Raw genomic sequence first — 15,508 nt, forward strand, 5'->3', positions numbered from 1 at the left:
TCCCCTGAAAGGAAGGTTTCCTTTATCCACCTGAAAAACGAAATAGGGTTTTGACTATACGGACCAGAACCACCATGAAATTTTATGTGCGCTAAATAAAACCCTCTTTTTAGTATCTTCTTCTTGGCTTCTGGTAGGCTCGGCGCCCTAACCGTACCCAGCTTCTTCTTTCCCGATGAATTAAATGCTATAAATTCAAAGGATTTCATTTTTTACCTCACAATCTTTGCATTCCTCATTAAAGAGCCAGGAGGAGCCTGTCGACTCCTCCGATGGCACGCGGCCCAACTTCTAGAGAATAAAAACTTAAGTTTGCCGAAGACCGAATTTAAAAATCTCTTCATCTAGGCTCTTCAGGGCTGTTCAAAACGTATATTGATTTGCTGTCGTGGCGCGTTGCATGAAGGAGTCGGGCCCGATCCTAATCCCCCTTCCGTACCGTTACTAACCGTGCACGGCCGGATCGCTCGATTCTGGCAGTTGTTATCACTTTGACTGAATCCTGAACCAATCTCAACAGAAACTGTTACTCCACTAGGATCAAGTCCAGCATTGTACCTTATTACGTTCCATAGTTGGCCGCCACACGTCACTTGTATCGGCTGTTTATTTCTGATTGCATTAATCAAAGTAGCAGCGCCTGAACCATCACATACGAATGGACCACCAAGGTCACCATACAATGTGATCCTAGTGTAATTTGGTGACAGATTATTTCTAAATGTATGCCAACTGACACATTGGGCTTGGTCAGGTGGGCTTCCAGTTTCATTTAATATGGAGAATTCTGCTGGTGCGAGTATTGTTGTTGTCGTAAACCTTACCCATTCAGTTCCATTACAGCCTTCAAAATTGGTTCCGTTATAGCGCAAGTATCCCGCTTTACTGGCATCACAGGTAGCTGTGTTATTAGTAAGCTGAGAGGGTCCCGGTGGTCCCTGTGGCCCCTCCGGACCCTGAGGGCCTTGTGGTCCGGTTGGTCCTTGCGGACCTGTTGCTCCAGTTGGGCCTTGTGGCCCCGCTGGACCCTGAGGACCTTCCGGTCCTTGAGCACCTTGAGTACCCTGCTCGCCCTGCGGGCCTTGTGGTCCCTCCGCCCCTACTTCTCCCTGCTCCCCTTGGTCACCTTTTTCTCCCTTACAATCCAGAGGGGTACATTCATTGTCATTATCCAAATCCTCCGTCGCTACCTCGCACGTTCCACTACCATCTAGATCCCAACATGATATACCATCGAGTCCATCAAGACCATTTTCTCCTGCTGGACCCTGTGGGCCCTGAGGACCTACTGGTCCTACCGGACCTTGAGGTCCGATTTCGCCCTGCAATCCCTGAGGTCCTTGCGGGCCGGTTTCTCCCTGAGGACCTTGAGGCCCAGTCTCTCCCTGCGGCCCTTGTGGACCTTGCTCACCCTGCGGGCCTTGAGGTCCAATTTCACCCTGCAGCCCTTGTTCTCCTTTTTCCCCTTTACAATCTAGATGGGTACATTCATTATCATCGTTCAAATCCTCCGTGGCCACATCGCATGTTCCACTGCTGTCTAAATCCCAACACGAAGTCCCATCGAGACCATCGAGACCGTCTTCTCCGGCTGGACCCTGTGGGCCAATTTCACCCTGTAAACCCTGAGGTCCTTGCGGCCCAGTCTCACCTTGAGGCCCGGGTGGTCCCGGCGGTCCTTCAGGTCCTTGAGGACCTTGCGGACCTTCCGGCCCAGGTTCGCCCCGAGGGCCTACTGCACCTATAGTTAGATTATAGTCCTCCGTCTTACTCTGGCTTGTTCCAACAGAGACAGTAAGAAGATAGTCACCATCTGATAAACCCGGCGAAGGAAAGTCCACCACTACCGTATTGGAGTTCGCAGAAACTATAGTTAAATTGCCAAATTCTCCCAATATTACCTTCAGGTTGCTTGTGGGGGTGAAGTTTGCTCCGAGGATCGTGATGGTTTCACTCTGAAAATCTACAAATACCTCGTTAATAGTTACACCACCCTCTACCGGTAGCGCTGATACCTTAAGTTGAAACGATATTAGAAAGATCAGAATCACGCCCAATACTCCAAGCGCTTTAAAAAAGCCCGTCCGTGAGTATTGTTCTGGAGAATAGAAGAGTATCCTCATCATTTGCTGTCCCTCCTTTACTTTTTAACAAGCAGCATTGCAGTACAACATAAGCTCCATAATTAAGTTTCAACCGCTACCGTTGTAAGAAAGATCCTTGTGCATTCTTTCAGGAACAAAATGTTCTCCGCCAGGAGCAGGGGTAAGCCTCCCAGCTCACCCCGCTTGGAATTTAATAATTATTGGACTACTCCACAAATAGCTCTAACAATGATTGTTACGTTAAGCTGAGAACTTGAGGAAGCATTAAAACACGATAGCTCCCAACCCGTACCTGGGGAATTTGGTTGAGATTGTCTCATGGCTACAGGATATGTACCGAGGGGGGCACCGCTATCTATTAAACACTGTCCGCCTCCGCCTATTACATTTTTCCCCGCAGGACAAAGGACAGTATAGGTAAGACTTTGTTGAAGAGGGGGTATCGCCTGAAAAAAAGTACCTCCAACTATCTGATACTCCGAAATCCCTGGAGGGCCCTCTGGCCCCTGTGGACCTGCCGGTCCTTGTGGACCGGTTTCTCCCTGAGGTCCTTGTGGTCCAGGTGGTCCCTGTGGACCTACTGGTCCTTGGGCTCCTTGTGGACCCCGCTCACCCTGTGGCCCCTGTGGACCCTCTGGACCAGGTTCTCCTTGTGGGCCTACCGCCCCTATGGTTAGGCTGTAATCCTCCGTTTTGCTTTGGCTTGAACCTGTTGAGACGGTAAGAAGATAATCACCCGCTAACAAACCCTGTGAAGGAAACTCCACTACTATCAAATTTGAACTCGAAGTAACAATATTTAAAACCCCGAATTCGCCAAGTGTCACAGTTAAATCGCTTGCTGGTGTGAAGTTAGTCCCCATTATAGTTATGGTTTCATCCTCAAAATCCACTAACACCTCGTTAATCGTTACTCCTCCTTCCACAGGTGTTGACGACACCTTAATAGAAAACGAAATTAAAAAAAACAGAATAATGCCTAGTACACCAAGAGCTTTAAAAATGTTTACCCCCGACCCCTCCTTGGAAACCTCGAAACACGATACTATCCTCTTCATTTGCTTACCCTCCTTTATTTTTTAAAACTCAGCACAGCAAGCCCAATGCCAGGTAGGAGTAAAGGAATAATGAAGAGAAGAAAGTCTAGTGAGATCAAGCGATTAAGTTAATTAAAAGAAAGTTTTCCTTATTTCTTGAATCGGTCATCTCCTAAGTTGTATGTAAACGTTCTTTACATGTTTCAATTCGAAAATAGCTTTAACAATTGCCAATGAAGGAATTAGACTCTGTGTAAAGTTGATTTACATGGTGTTAATTCCATTGACACCTCCATATCAACAGTGATAAAATTATCCAAGCTGAGGAGATAGAGTGCACTCCATAAAGAAACAATCCTCTCACGAACATAATAAGACCGGTGAAGAATTCCCTGAGATTATCAAAATCTCCTATGCCATAAACTCAGAAAAGGATTTGTCCAACCTTCTTTATCTTATAGCCAGGGAAGCCGCAGACCTCACCAATGCCGAGAAAGCCAGCATTTTCCTCCTGGATAGAGAAAAGCAAGAGCTCTGGTCAATAGTGACACTTGACGGCGAGCAGATAAGGCTCGATGCCCGCATGGGGATTGCCGGAAAAGCTGCTATGACCGGTCAAATGATCAATGTGGAAGACGTTTATCAAGACCCGCGATTTTACAAGAAGGTTGATGCCCGTACCGGATACCGAACACAAAGCCTCCTCGTCGTCCCGCTAAAGAACCAGGAAGGAAAGGTAATTGGAACCTTCCAAGTCCTTAATAAAAAAGCGGGCACCTTCACCAAAAGGGACGAGGGGATTATGGAGGCCTTGGCCGAGCAGGTAGCTACCGCCATCCAAGCCGCTCAGTTGGTCGCCGACCTGAAGGATTATCAAGAGCAATTACTCAAAGAAAACGCACAGTTGTGGAAAGAGATTGAGGACCGATTCTCCACCGAGAGCATAGTAGGCACCAGCCCGGAGATTCAAAACGTGGTCAGGCTGATCGAACAGATAAGCGACAGCACCGCCAATGTCCTTATCTTCGGCGAGAGCGGCACCGGAAAGGAACTGGCAGCCAAGGCTATACACTACAACAGCCCGCGCGCAAAAAGCCCTTTCATCGCCATAAACTGCGCAGCGATTCCGGAGAGCCTAATCGAAACAGAGCTATTCGGGATTGAAAAGGGTGTGGCCACCGGGGTAGAGGCGAGAATCGGAAAATTCGAGGAAGCAAACGGAGGAACGCTATTTTTAGATGAAATCGGAGACCTTAGTCTGGCGGCCCAGGCAAAGATACTCCGTGTAATTCAGGAGAGGGTTTTACAACATGTAGGTGGCAGGAAGACAATTCCGATAGACGTGCGAATTCTAGCCGCAACAAACAAAGACCTGGAAACAGAAATCAAGAAGGGGAATTTCCGTAAAGACCTCTACTACCGTCTAAAAGAAATACAGATTCAGATGCCGGCGCTCAGGGAAATTCCTGATGATATTCCTATCCTTGTAGATCATTTTCTTACAAAGTATTGCCAGCAATTGGATAAGGAGCCAAAGAGGATTTCCGGTAGGGCACTGGACCTTTTGATGAGTTACAGTTGGCCCGGAAATGTTAGAGAGCTAGAAAACACCATAAAAAGACTGGTGACCTTAGTTCCCAGAAAATTAATATACGAAGAGGACCTTCCTGAAAATATACAGGAGAGCAGTCGGGATAAAGGGTCTCTCAAGTTGCTGTCAAAACATACCCTGAAAGAGAGGGTCGAAGAATTCGAGAGGAAGATTATCGTAGAAGCATTAGAAAGGTGTGAGCAAAACCAGATGCAAGCGGCAAAGCTTTTGGGCCTCAGCCGGCAGGGGTTGATAAATAAGATGAAGAGATACGGACTGATAAGAAGTTGAGAGTCTATAGTCGGAAATCTCTTGCCCCGTGCCATTTCCCCATATGCCGCCTCTAAGCCCGAAGAGCCTACATATTGACATCTATCCATATCTTATGTACGGTTTTCCATATGAAAACTACCCTCATAATCCATGACAAAATTATGAAACGCCTCCGAGAAGAGGCCGCAAAGCGTGACACAACCATTTCCGAGTTAGTAGAAGCGGCTCTCCGTCTGATGCTCGAGCGTAAAAGAGGGGATACTACCGACATTCCACCCCTGCCTTCATTCGACCTAGGAGGAGCCTATGTGGATATATCAGACCGGGATGCCCTTTACCAAGCAATGGAAGGACGCTAATGTTCGTTGTGGACACCAATGTGTTCATATATGCCATTGATAGAAAATCAAAGGAGCACACCCAGTGTAGAACTTTGCTAGAGACATGGAGGAAAGACCGCTTACCCTGGTACACAACATGGGGGATTCTCTACGAGTTTTTACGAGTCAGCACACATCCAAGGGTTTTTCGCAATCCTCTAACCCTTGAGCAGGCCTGGAGTTTGGTCAAGGCTATACTAGCTTCTCCGGGACTGAGAATGCTTTCAGAAGGAGAAAATCACACCGAGGTAGCCGCCAGGACATTCAAGGAAATCCAGGGTTTGAGCGGTAATCTTCTCCATTATGCCCACATCGCAATCTTGATGCGAGAGCACGGTATAAAACGAATCTATACCAGGGATACGGATTTTCATCGTTTCCCCTTCCTTGAGGTCATCGACCCGGTCAACATATAAAATTTAAAAGTAAAACGAAAAGGGCCTACAAGTCGAGTTGCACTTTAACAGCGTTTTCGACTTTTTTCATATCTGAATCAGACAATCTTCCCACCAAGTTAATCAAGCGTGATTTGCTTACGGTGGTCAATTGATCGGCCATAGTTTTATTTTGTTTTCCACTCAGGTTCACGTATGCCTCACTAGGATAAAGTCGCTCCACCTTGCTCGTCAGCGGTACCACTTGCACCCGGTTCAGAAATTTATTTGAAGCATCATTACTGATAATGACTGCGGGTCTTTTCTTTTTGATTTCACCGCTGATAGAGGGTTCAAAGTTTACCCTCTATACCTCACCGCGGTTCATCGCTGACGTCTCCGATTGTGGCTTCAGACCACTCTAATGCTTTGGCTTCACGTCCCTCGTCTTGCGCCATTTCCATGTATGCCGCCTCTAAATCTTGAGAGACTACACGAGGTCTAACCAAGGATTCTATAAATTGGCTAATATTTCTGGGACCAATGACTTTATGTAACCCCTCATAAACCTTTTCATCTATGGTAATAGTTAGTTTTTTCTGCATATTTACTCCTATGTACGTATTCAATACGTACAGTATAGGTTACAACATTAAGAAGCACAAGAAATGCAAGGAAGAATGTGAACACTGAACTGCATTCTTGCCCTTAGACAGGATTAAGGTGAACTGTAAAAATTTTATTCATTAGTGTAAGCTTGTGCACATACGTGGCTATTCTACGACAACTCATTTAACAACTCCTTCGCTTCAATCAAGTCCCTCGTATCAAACCCCTCCGTAAACCAGCCGTAAATCTCTGAGAGTATTTCCCTCGCTTCATCTCTTCTTTCCTGCTCCCTCAAAAGACGACTCAGGCTCACTACAGACCTAAGCTCTAGAGATTTTGCACTTTGACGACGCGCAATTCGAATGGCACGACGAAAACACTCTTCTACCTCATCTCGATTGCCTTGAGAGTATGCAAGCAATAATTCCCCTTTCAGCCTTAGTAACTCTGCTTCCCACCAGCGTTCTTCACTCTTATCAATCATGGTTAGAGCATCACTCAGCACTTCTAACCCTTCCTTCACCCATCCTTCCCGGTAATAGGCTTCAGCCAGCAGAGAAAGAAAGTACGGCCTTGCCAGTTCCGCTCCAGTTGCCTGCCAGGCAGCTATGCTATTTTGTATCTGTTCAATCCCCTCTTCCATTTTGTCCTGTTTTGTTAACGCCCAACCCTGAAGAATGGACCCACCTACCAGCCAGAATGTAAAACCCTGCTCTTTTGAGAGTGCGACCTCCTCCTCCGCTCGTTCTAGAATGAGCTCTGGTTCACAGCAGAATTGATTCATTACTGCATCGAAGTGTAAAGCATAAGCCAGACTGAAGAGATGAGATACCTCCCGATCCAAGACTAACATGTCCTTGCATAACCTCAGAGCCGAATCCGGGTAGCCAAGAAGCCAAATGCTCCAGGATGCAAATCCACGGCAAGCTACCCCGGGATCCTGTCCATAGAGGTAGGCATGTGAACTATGCTTCTCAGGGTCGTATAGTGCAATTCCCTCCTCCAAACAAGCTCTGGCAGAGATCAAATCTCCCAGCCAAAACAATGTAGTCCCAAGCCCAAAGTTGGCTTCGACAAGAAGAGCGTTATCTTGCAAGCTCTGGGCTATGCGCATGATTAGTTCACCCAACTCATGCGATCTTTTAAACTCTGCCCGCACCAAATAAAACCTCAAAAGTCCATGGAGCACCGGAAAGAGTTCCGGAATCTCGCCCAGGTCCTGACACAGCTCCAAAGCCCGAGCGTAAGTTTCTTCCACTTCTGATGCTGCATAGCCCTTGGTCATGGTCAACGGAATACCAAGGGTCATTCGTAAGGCCAGTTCTTGTTGAGCACGCTCAGGGGTTTCAGGAAGATTTTTAAGCAACTCTAAGCCCTTTCTGAGATGAGCAATAGCTTCTATGTTAGCCGAGCGCTCGATAGCCCTCTCCCCTGCCCTCTGCCAGTAGGGAACAGCTTTTTCTACGACACCCGCTTCAGTAAAGTGATGTGCCAGAAGTTCCGGCTGTGTCTCGACTGTCCATGGAAACCGCTCCTCCAAGACCTCTGCAATCCTCTTATGATACTGCTGCCTTTTCCCCTTTACCAAGGACTGATATGCCACAACCTGAATCAGGGCATGCTTGAATGTGTACCTAGTCTGAGCGAAAAACTTGCTCTGGTAGAGAAGCTCTGCTTCCACTAATCGAGAGAGCTCTCTCTGCAAAGTCATTCCGTCTAGGGATGAAACTGCGTGGAGTAGCTCATAACTATACTCCCGACCAATTGTGGATCCCAGCTCTACCACCTCTTTCTCTATTGCCAGACGGTCTAACCTTGCCATGAGTGAGTCCTGAAGTGTCGAGGGAATTGCAAATGCGGGCGACCGGCCGGTCGCCCCTACAAATGCCAAATCAGACTCAATTACCATCTTTGTCAGTTCCTCCACGAAAAGAGGCACTCCGTCGGTCTTTGCTACGATCTGATTTAACACCTCAGACGGAAGTGTCTTCTCTCCAGCTACGTTCTTCACCATAGCCTCTACTTCTTTCTGACTTAACCGGCCTACAGTGAGATTGGTTATATGCGGACCGCTCTCCCAAGGAGAGATAAACTCCGGACGAAATGTAAGGACAATAAAAATAGGAGCTTTAGGTTCCCGATCTATAAGAAGATTTAGAAATTCCAGAGTCGATGGGTCTGCCCAGTGCAAGTCCTCCATTACGAAGAGCACAGGCTGATTCTTTGCCACTTCCATGAGCCATGAAATCAGGGCTTCGAGTAACTTCTCCTTCTGCTTCTGGGGAGTCAAAGTAATAGGTGGGTAACTGTCAGGAATTGGGAGAGAAAGAAAGGAGGCAAAGTGAGAAACCGTCTCTTGTAGTGGAATGGGACACCACGGTCCTGCGTTCAGTGCCCTCTCGAGCTTTCTAAACTTCTCCTCCGGGGAATCTTCTATTCTAAATTCAAAGATCCGCTCAAGAAGGTCAATCACAGGGTAAAAAGCGGTATTTTTGTGATACGGCAGGCAGCTACACTTTAGCCACACATGAGCGTCTCCAGATACGTGATCTCTTAGCACGCGCAAAAGGCGGGATTTGCCGATTCCCGGCTCTCCGTTGATTAGCACCACCTGCCCGTTTCCCTTCTTCACCTTCTCCCCCAGGTTAAGCAAAAGTCCTACTTCCTTCTCTCGTCCTACAAGCGGGGTTAATTTTGTACCGACAGCCGCCGCAAATCGGCTTACACCCCGACGCTCCCCGGTGACTCGGTATGTCTGAACCGGCCTGGAAATTCCTTTGAGAGTACAAAGACCTTGATCGAGACACTCAAAATAACCATGTACCAACCGATAAGTGTCCGAGCTGATTACTACGGTGTTCGGTTGGGCTATTTCCTGTAGACGAAAAGCGATGTTCGGGGTCTCGCCCAGTGCGAGTAGCTCCCGCTTCTCCTTTGCCCCTAATTCTCCCACCACCACAAGACCGGTGTGAATTCCTATCCGAATCTGTACGGATTGTTGTAAGTGCTCCTTCGGCAGAGACAAATTACCAATCGCCCCTGCAATCCTTAACCCTGTCCTCACAGCTCTCTGTGCATCGTCTTCATGAGCAAACGGGTAACCAAAGTAAACCAGAAGTCCATCGCCCAGATATTGGGCGATATAACCCTCAAAACTATAAATTATCTCTGCACATCCCCTTTGATATGCGGTCACCACATCTCTAAGCTCTTCGGGGTCGATTTGCCCTGAGAGGCTGGTAAAGCCGGCTATATCACAGAACATCACCGTTATCTGGCGACGCTCTGATTCAATTTTAGGTTTGGTATCCGCAGGTTGCACTGTAAGAGGCGTACCGCATCGCCCGCAGAAATTAAGCCCCGGTGGGTTTTCGAAGCTACAACTCGGGCAGTGCATCCCCGCCCCCAAAATTAGACTCAACTAAGTCTATCACAACAGTGCTAAAAATTACAGCTTCAACTGCCCACTCTCGACTCTTGGCTCCCGACTCTCTACTCTCGACTATTTCGACAATTCATTTAACAATATCTTTGCTTCTTGTAAGTCTTTTGTGTCAAACCCCTCCGTAAACCAGCCATAAATCTCGGCGAGCATGTTTCGCGCTTCTTCTTTCTTTCCCTGCTTCATCCATAGACGGCTCAAATCCATCACGGCGCAAAGCTCGAATAATTTGGCCTTTTGCCTGCGGGCAATTTCAATGGCACGGAGGAAACATTCTTCTGCCTTGCCCTCGTCAAGAAGAGCCAGGAGAAATTTTCCCTTGAAACGGTTTAACTCTCCTTCAAAAAGGCAAAATCCTGTTTCTTCGAGATTAGCTAAACACTCGTTCACAAAATTTAGACCAACCTCTACTTGGTCGATTTTCAAGTACACTTCGGCAAATTGTGGTGCAAAAACCTGGATGATCACTTCATCTCTCCCAGTCTCAGGCGCTCTTATTCCCTGCCACATCTGTTTGATTATATTCTCGGCCTTCACCAAAAGATTATCATGAGAACCCATAATCAGCGCCCAGCCACGAAGAATTTTCCCCATCCCCATATAAAACGGCAAGCCAAATTCTGTAGAAGAGGCAACCAATTCCTCCGATCTCTCCAATGTCAATTCAACCTCTCGACTTTTACAATGAAACATGGCCGTAAAGGCCATGTAGAAGCAGAGCTCTACAAGATTAGCACCAGCTTGAGCCATAACTTGGGCTTGATGAAGTATAGAGGACGCCCGTTCTGCATAGCCAAGAATCAACAGAATCCAGCTTTTATAGCATAGTGCCATCAAAATTGGGTCATAAAAACCATATTTATTATAAGACTTCTCCGTTTCAGAGATAGCTATTGCCGCGTTAATATGCTCCAGCGAAGAGTCAAGCTCCCCTTGCCAGTATTTTAATGTACCCATATAGGAATGGCACCATATATAAAAGCTTGGGTCTTCTGCACTTTCGGCAATCTTAAACATCTTATCAGTCATCTCAATAGCAATTTTCAAATCCCTGAAGCTGTACATAACTGATAAACCCATTAAAATTGGGAAAAGATGAGGGGTGCCCCCCACCTTCCGGCACAGCTCTAAGGCTCTGTTATAATTTTCTTCAACTTCTGGATTGGAAAACCCTTTGCTTAATGCCAAGGCCGACCCCAGCATGACCAATATTGTGAGTTCCTTCTCATTACTATTCGGAGTTTCCGGAAGTATCTCCAGTAACTGGAGGGCTTTCTTAAGATGACTTACTGCCTCTATATTTGCCGAGCGCTCTACAGCATTTTGTCCAGCCCTGGTCCAGTAAGGAATCGCTTTCTCCCCTATTCCCGCCTCTGTGTAATGATGTGCTATAATCTCCGGCTCTATCTCTATTGTCTCTTGATACCTCTCCTCCAATACCTCCGCAATCCGCTGATGATACTGCTGCCTCTTGCTCTTCAGCAAAGATTGATACGCCGCATCCCGAATCAAAGCGTGTTTGAACGAATATTTAACATCTCGCCCTTCGACGGGCCTGCCCTGAGCCTGCCGCTCTCCTTCGACAGGCTCAGGATGAGCGGCAGAGTCGAAGGGGCTCAGGGCGAACGGGTTATCTAACTTTAATAAAAGCTCGGCTTCTACCAACCTATCGAGCTCCCTCTGCAAAACCGTATCGTCAATTGTGGAGATTGCCTTTAGTAACTCGTAGCTGAACTCCCTCCCTATGGCCGCCCCTATCTGCGCTACCTCTTTTACCGTGGATAATCTGTCTAACCTCGCCATCAATGAATCCTGAAGTGTCGAGGGAATTGCAAATACGGGCGACCGGCCGGTCGCCCCTACAAATGCCAGATCCTGCTCCATCACCATCTTCGTTATCTCTTCCACATATAGCGGTATCCCGTCGCTCTTTGCCACTACCTGTCTCAACAATTCAGACGGCAACGTCTTTCCCTTCGCTATACTTTCGGTCATCTCTCCCGTCTCTCTCTCGTTCAGCCTATCTAACGTAATAAAATCAGCATCCTTCGACAGCATGTCTGGGCTTTCAGGGCGGGATGTAAGAAGAATGAGAATTCTATTCTCGTTCTTACTATCTATGAAAAGATTTAAAAATTCTAGAGTGGAAGGGTCCACCCACTGCAGGTCTTCCACTACAAACAGCACCGGCTGCTTTACTGCCATGTCCACGAACAAATCATATAAAGCCTCTATCGTCTTCTCCTTCTGCCTCTGCGGGGTTACCTGGATCGGCGGATACCCCTCGGGAATGGGAAGAGACAACAATGACGCGAATAAAGGTACCGTCACATCCCTGGGCACGCTGCAGCGTGCCCCTACATAATCCTCTATCTTCCCAATCTTCTCCTCTCCCGTGTCCTCTCTCCCTATCCCCATCATCCTCTCCAATAGCTCTATCAACGGATAAAATGCACTGTTCTGATAATTCTCTAAACATTGACATTCAAGAACTATGCTCTCTTCGTTCTTTATCTTCTCCCTTAACTCATGTACCATCCTCGACTTCCCTATCCCCGCCTCTCCTCTCAGCATCACCACCTGCACTCCCCCTCTCACTCTCTCCCATAAGCTCTTCAATGCTCTTAACTCTTCCTCCCTCCCCACCAGCGGCGTCAGCCCCCTCGCTATATGCCTACCAAACCTGCTCCTTACCCTCCTCTCCCCTATTACCCGATATACCTCCACCCACCCCCCTATCCCCTTAAGATTACGCAATCCCATGCTTTCACACTTAAACTCCCCCTCCAAAAGCCGATGCGTTTCCGAGCTTATCACTACCTCATTCTCCCCGGCTATCTCCTGAAGCTTCGATGCTACATTCGGCGCCTCCCCTACCGCCAACCATTCATGTTTTGCTTCTCCCCCTACCTCACCCACTACCACTACCCCAGTGTGTATCCCTACCCTAACCCCTATGTCTTTCTGTAGATGAGTCCTGGGTAATGCTAGTCTATGAACTGCCTCTACTATCTCCAGCCCTGCTCTCACCGCCCTCTGGGCTGTGTCCTCATGCGTTATCGGATACCCAAAATACACTAGAAGGCCGTCTCCAAGATATTGGGCAATATGCCCGCCATGCTTGTAGATTATCTCCGCACATCCTCTTTGATAGGCGGTGACTATCTCCCTCAACTCCTCAGGGTCTATCTGTCCGGAAAGGCTGGTGAATCCCACCAGGTCGCAGAACATCACCGTTATCTGGCGTCGCTCCGCTTCTTCTTTCTTTAGTTCTGGAGATAATTCACTTAGAACAGCCCCACACTCCCCGCAGTACCTGAACCCGGATGGATTGCTAAAATTGCACTTTGGGCACTGCATCCCCACCCCTCCTCGACCCAGATTATACCACACCAGAGGATTGTAATTTAGTAGTATTTACGCGTTACTTCACGATTCCGGGTAAATCTGTCTAACACACCCCGTCCCTACGGGACACCCCTCTCTAGAGGGGATTTTTTTGCCAACTCCCCTCTTGAGACCAGCCTGCCGAAGGGGGGGATTTAGGGGTGTGTAACTTTCAAAACTCAACCCTCAACGTAGCCAGCATCGTAAACGGCTCACCGGGAATGACGGTTAGTCTTGAAGTAGAATTCACAATATAATCCTCGTCAGTAATATTTTTAAAATTCACAGATGCTTTCACCTTTCCGATATTCCTAATTTGCCTCTCATAGTACAAAGCCGCATCCAGCCTCACAAAGCCGTCCAATTTAAATGTATTTTCAAGATCCCCTTCCCTCTCGCCGACAGCGACTAAACCAGCACCGACTCCAAATCCGTCTAAGACCCCCTTGTAAAACTTGTAAGTTGTCCATACGCTCCCGCTGTTTTTTGGAACTCCGGCAAGCTCGTTGCCCTCTTCAAAAAAATCATCCTCTACCACTTCCGCATCGGTGTAGGCGTAAGACGCTATTATGTTCCAACCGTTTACAGGCTCGGCAGTCAAATCAAACTCAAACCCCTGGCTTCTTTCCTTATCAACCTGGACGGAGAAAATGGGATTAGCCGGGTCGGGTGTCAGGGCGTTTCTTTTTATTATTTTATAAAGGGCGATAGTCGAAGAGAGCCTGCCATCCCAAAAATAAAACTTAACTCCTCCTTCATATTGTGTCGACCTTTCAGGGTCGAGGACCGAGCCGTCTGTCGTGAATGCATTCACTAATAGCAGTTTAAAAGACTTTGCATAATTTGCATATAACGAAACACCTCGGACTGGCCTGTAGGTTATACCAAAGCGGGGGCTGAACTCGCTGTCCTCTTTTTTTATATTGTTGAAACTGAAATCCGGTGCAGAGGTGTTATCCTTTAAGTTCTGATTCAAGTAGTCGTAGCGCAAACCGGCAAGCACGAAAAGACGGTCAAATAGATTGATCTGATCCTGTACATATACCCCCAAGTCGTTCAGTTTTCCTGACCGTCTTACTAAAGGCACGTCATCTGGGTTGAAAGGGACTTCGATGCCGTAAACCGGGTCGAATATATCTATCGGGCTTGCCGGAAGAAACCGGGCAGGGTTGTCGAAGTTTTCTCTTATATATTCCAGCCCGATTAGTATATCGTGGTCCACTGACCATGTTTTCAAATTGATGTTGAGTTCATTCTGCGTGGTATAAATCTCGTCTTTAAGGGTCGAGTCAAATATGAACCGCAAAAGATTTCTGTTATCTTCGAGAAGCGCCAGGCTTCTGTGGTCAAAAGTGTCGGCGTCTGTGCGGTAATACTGAAAGGCATTTCTAAGAGAGACATTTTCGTTAAACTCGGTTTCAAGTGTAGCTTTAGCTAGATAGTTCTTAAATTTAGTCCTGTCGGTTGGCTCGGCAAGATTACGGCTAAATGGTATCTCCGCTACCTCATCGCCAACTGCAATGAGTCCTTCATCGAAAGGCTGGTCCACATAGAAGTATTCTCCCCCAAGCGTTAGTACCATCTTTGGATTAATCTGCCAGCTTAATACTGGAGCTACAAAAACCCGTTCCAAAAATATAAAATCACGGAAGCTGTCTGAATTGCGATAGGAAGCATTTATTCGAAAAAGTAAGCTATTGTCTTTGTTCAAAGGAGCCGAAAGGTCTAAAGCTCCTCTATAGAAATCAAAACTACCAATCATACCCTCTGCTGAAACATAGAAATAAGGGAGAGGTTTCTTAGTTATGATATTTATTATCCCTCCGGCGGCAGCATTCCCGTAGAGTACGGAGCCAGGTCCTTTGAGAAACTCGATGCGCTCTACATTAGTCAGCTCTTCGAGCAAAAGATTGAGAAATATAGCGGAGCTGAAAGAAAATCCGTCTCTTAGTATCTCCGCCCTGAATCCACGGACAAGATACGGCACTAAGAAGGAATCCCCTGGAACTACTCCGGATATGTTATAAACCGTATCCTGCAACTGCACTGCACCTTGGTCGTCAATGAGTTCGCGGTCGATGACTTCGATAGACTGGGGGATATCTTGGATAGGTGTGTCTGTCTTGGTAGCGGTCGAGGCCTCCTCTTCGATATAAGAGCCTTCTCTTCTCTCCCCGGGAACTAAGACTTCTGGAAGGACTATCTCAGACTCCTGCTCTTTTTCCTGTGCTTTATTCACCCCGAATGAAAGAAAGAAAACCAGCAGGAAAACCAAAACTTCCTTAGCCGGATTAAATAGCGCAATCAACA

At 47.2% G+C, this 15,508-nt stretch carries 10 protein-coding genes and 1 pseudogene; 3 read left to right on the forward strand and 8 right to left on the reverse strand.

What is annotated here, in order from left to right; all coding sequences use genetic code 11:
* The 3 genes from VNN20_03720 to VNN20_03730 all read right to left on the reverse strand — a co-directional run.
* The coding region (locus VNN20_03720) for a hypothetical protein (GenBank protein ID HWP91294.1) at positions 1–209 on the reverse strand (209 nt) is incomplete at its 3' end.
* Between the two features lie 1,085 nt (positions 210–1,294).
* The gene (locus VNN20_03725; GenBank protein HWP91295.1) at positions 1,295–1,432 is read right to left on the reverse strand and encodes a hypothetical protein; all 138 of its coding nucleotides are present in this window, start codon (positions 1,430–1,432) and stop codon (positions 1,295–1,297) included.
* An 870-nt stretch (positions 1,433–2,302) separates the two neighbouring features.
* Complete coding sequence (locus VNN20_03730) at positions 2,303–3,163, reverse strand: IPT/TIG domain-containing protein (GenBank protein HWP91296.1); 861 nt, start codon at positions 3,161–3,163, stop codon at positions 2,303–2,305.
* A 313-nt stretch (positions 3,164–3,476) separates the two neighbouring features.
* On the opposite strand from VNN20_03730, the gene VNN20_03735 reads away from it, so the two are divergent.
* The 3 genes from VNN20_03735 to VNN20_03745 all read left to right on the forward strand — a co-directional run bounded on the left by VNN20_03735 (position 3,477) and on the right by VNN20_03745 (position 5,802).
* Entirely contained in the window at positions 3,477–5,024 is a 1,548-nt protein-coding gene (locus VNN20_03735; GenBank protein ID HWP91297.1) for a sigma-54-dependent Fis family transcriptional regulator, read from the forward strand.
* A gap of 143 nt (positions 5,025–5,167) precedes the next feature.
* Positions 5,168–5,365: a hypothetical protein gene (locus VNN20_03740; GenBank protein ID HWP91298.1), complete on the forward strand. Its 198-nt coding sequence runs from the start codon at positions 5,168–5,170 to the stop codon at positions 5,363–5,365.
* Positions 5,365–5,802 carry a type II toxin-antitoxin system VapC family toxin gene (locus VNN20_03745; GenBank protein HWP91299.1) on the forward strand — a complete coding sequence of 146 codons (438 nt, stop codon included), beginning with the start codon at positions 5,365–5,367 and terminating at the stop codon, positions 5,800–5,802. Before VNN20_03740 ends, VNN20_03745 begins: the two co-directional genes overlap by 1 nt.
* 25 nt (positions 5,803–5,827) lie before the next feature.
* Here VNN20_03745 and VNN20_03750 read toward each other — a convergent pair.
* From VNN20_03750 to VNN20_03770, 5 genes and pseudogenes are all read right to left on the reverse strand, one after another.
* Positions 5,828–6,112, reverse strand: a pseudogene (locus VNN20_03750) (type II toxin-antitoxin system PemK/MazF family toxin).
* Between the two features lie 22 nt (positions 6,113–6,134).
* Positions 6,135–6,365, reverse strand: coding sequence for an addiction module antitoxin (locus VNN20_03755; GenBank protein ID HWP91300.1), 231 nt, complete (start codon positions 6,363–6,365; stop codon positions 6,135–6,137).
* Positions 6,366–6,538: 173 nt separating this feature from the next.
* Positions 6,539–9,766: an adenylate/guanylate cyclase domain-containing protein gene (locus VNN20_03760; GenBank protein ID HWP91301.1), complete on the reverse strand. Its 3,228-nt coding sequence runs from the start codon at positions 9,764–9,766 to the stop codon at positions 6,539–6,541.
* 105 nt (positions 9,767–9,871) lie between these two features.
* Positions 9,872–13,171, reverse strand: coding sequence for an adenylate/guanylate cyclase domain-containing protein (locus tag VNN20_03765; GenBank protein ID HWP91302.1), 3,300 nt, complete (start codon positions 13,169–13,171; stop codon positions 9,872–9,874).
* Between the two features lie 199 nt (positions 13,172–13,370).
* Positions 13,371–15,506 (reverse strand): TonB-dependent siderophore receptor, encoded by a 2,136-nt coding sequence (locus tag VNN20_03770; protein HWP91303.1) that lies wholly within the window; start codon positions 15,504–15,506, stop codon positions 13,371–13,373.
* Positions 15,507–15,508: the final 2 nt, after the last annotated feature.

This window comes from Thermodesulfobacteriota bacterium, from assembly GCA_035559815.1.
Lineage (GTDB): Bacteria > Desulfobacterota_D > UBA1144 > Nemesobacterales > CSP1-2 > DATMAT01.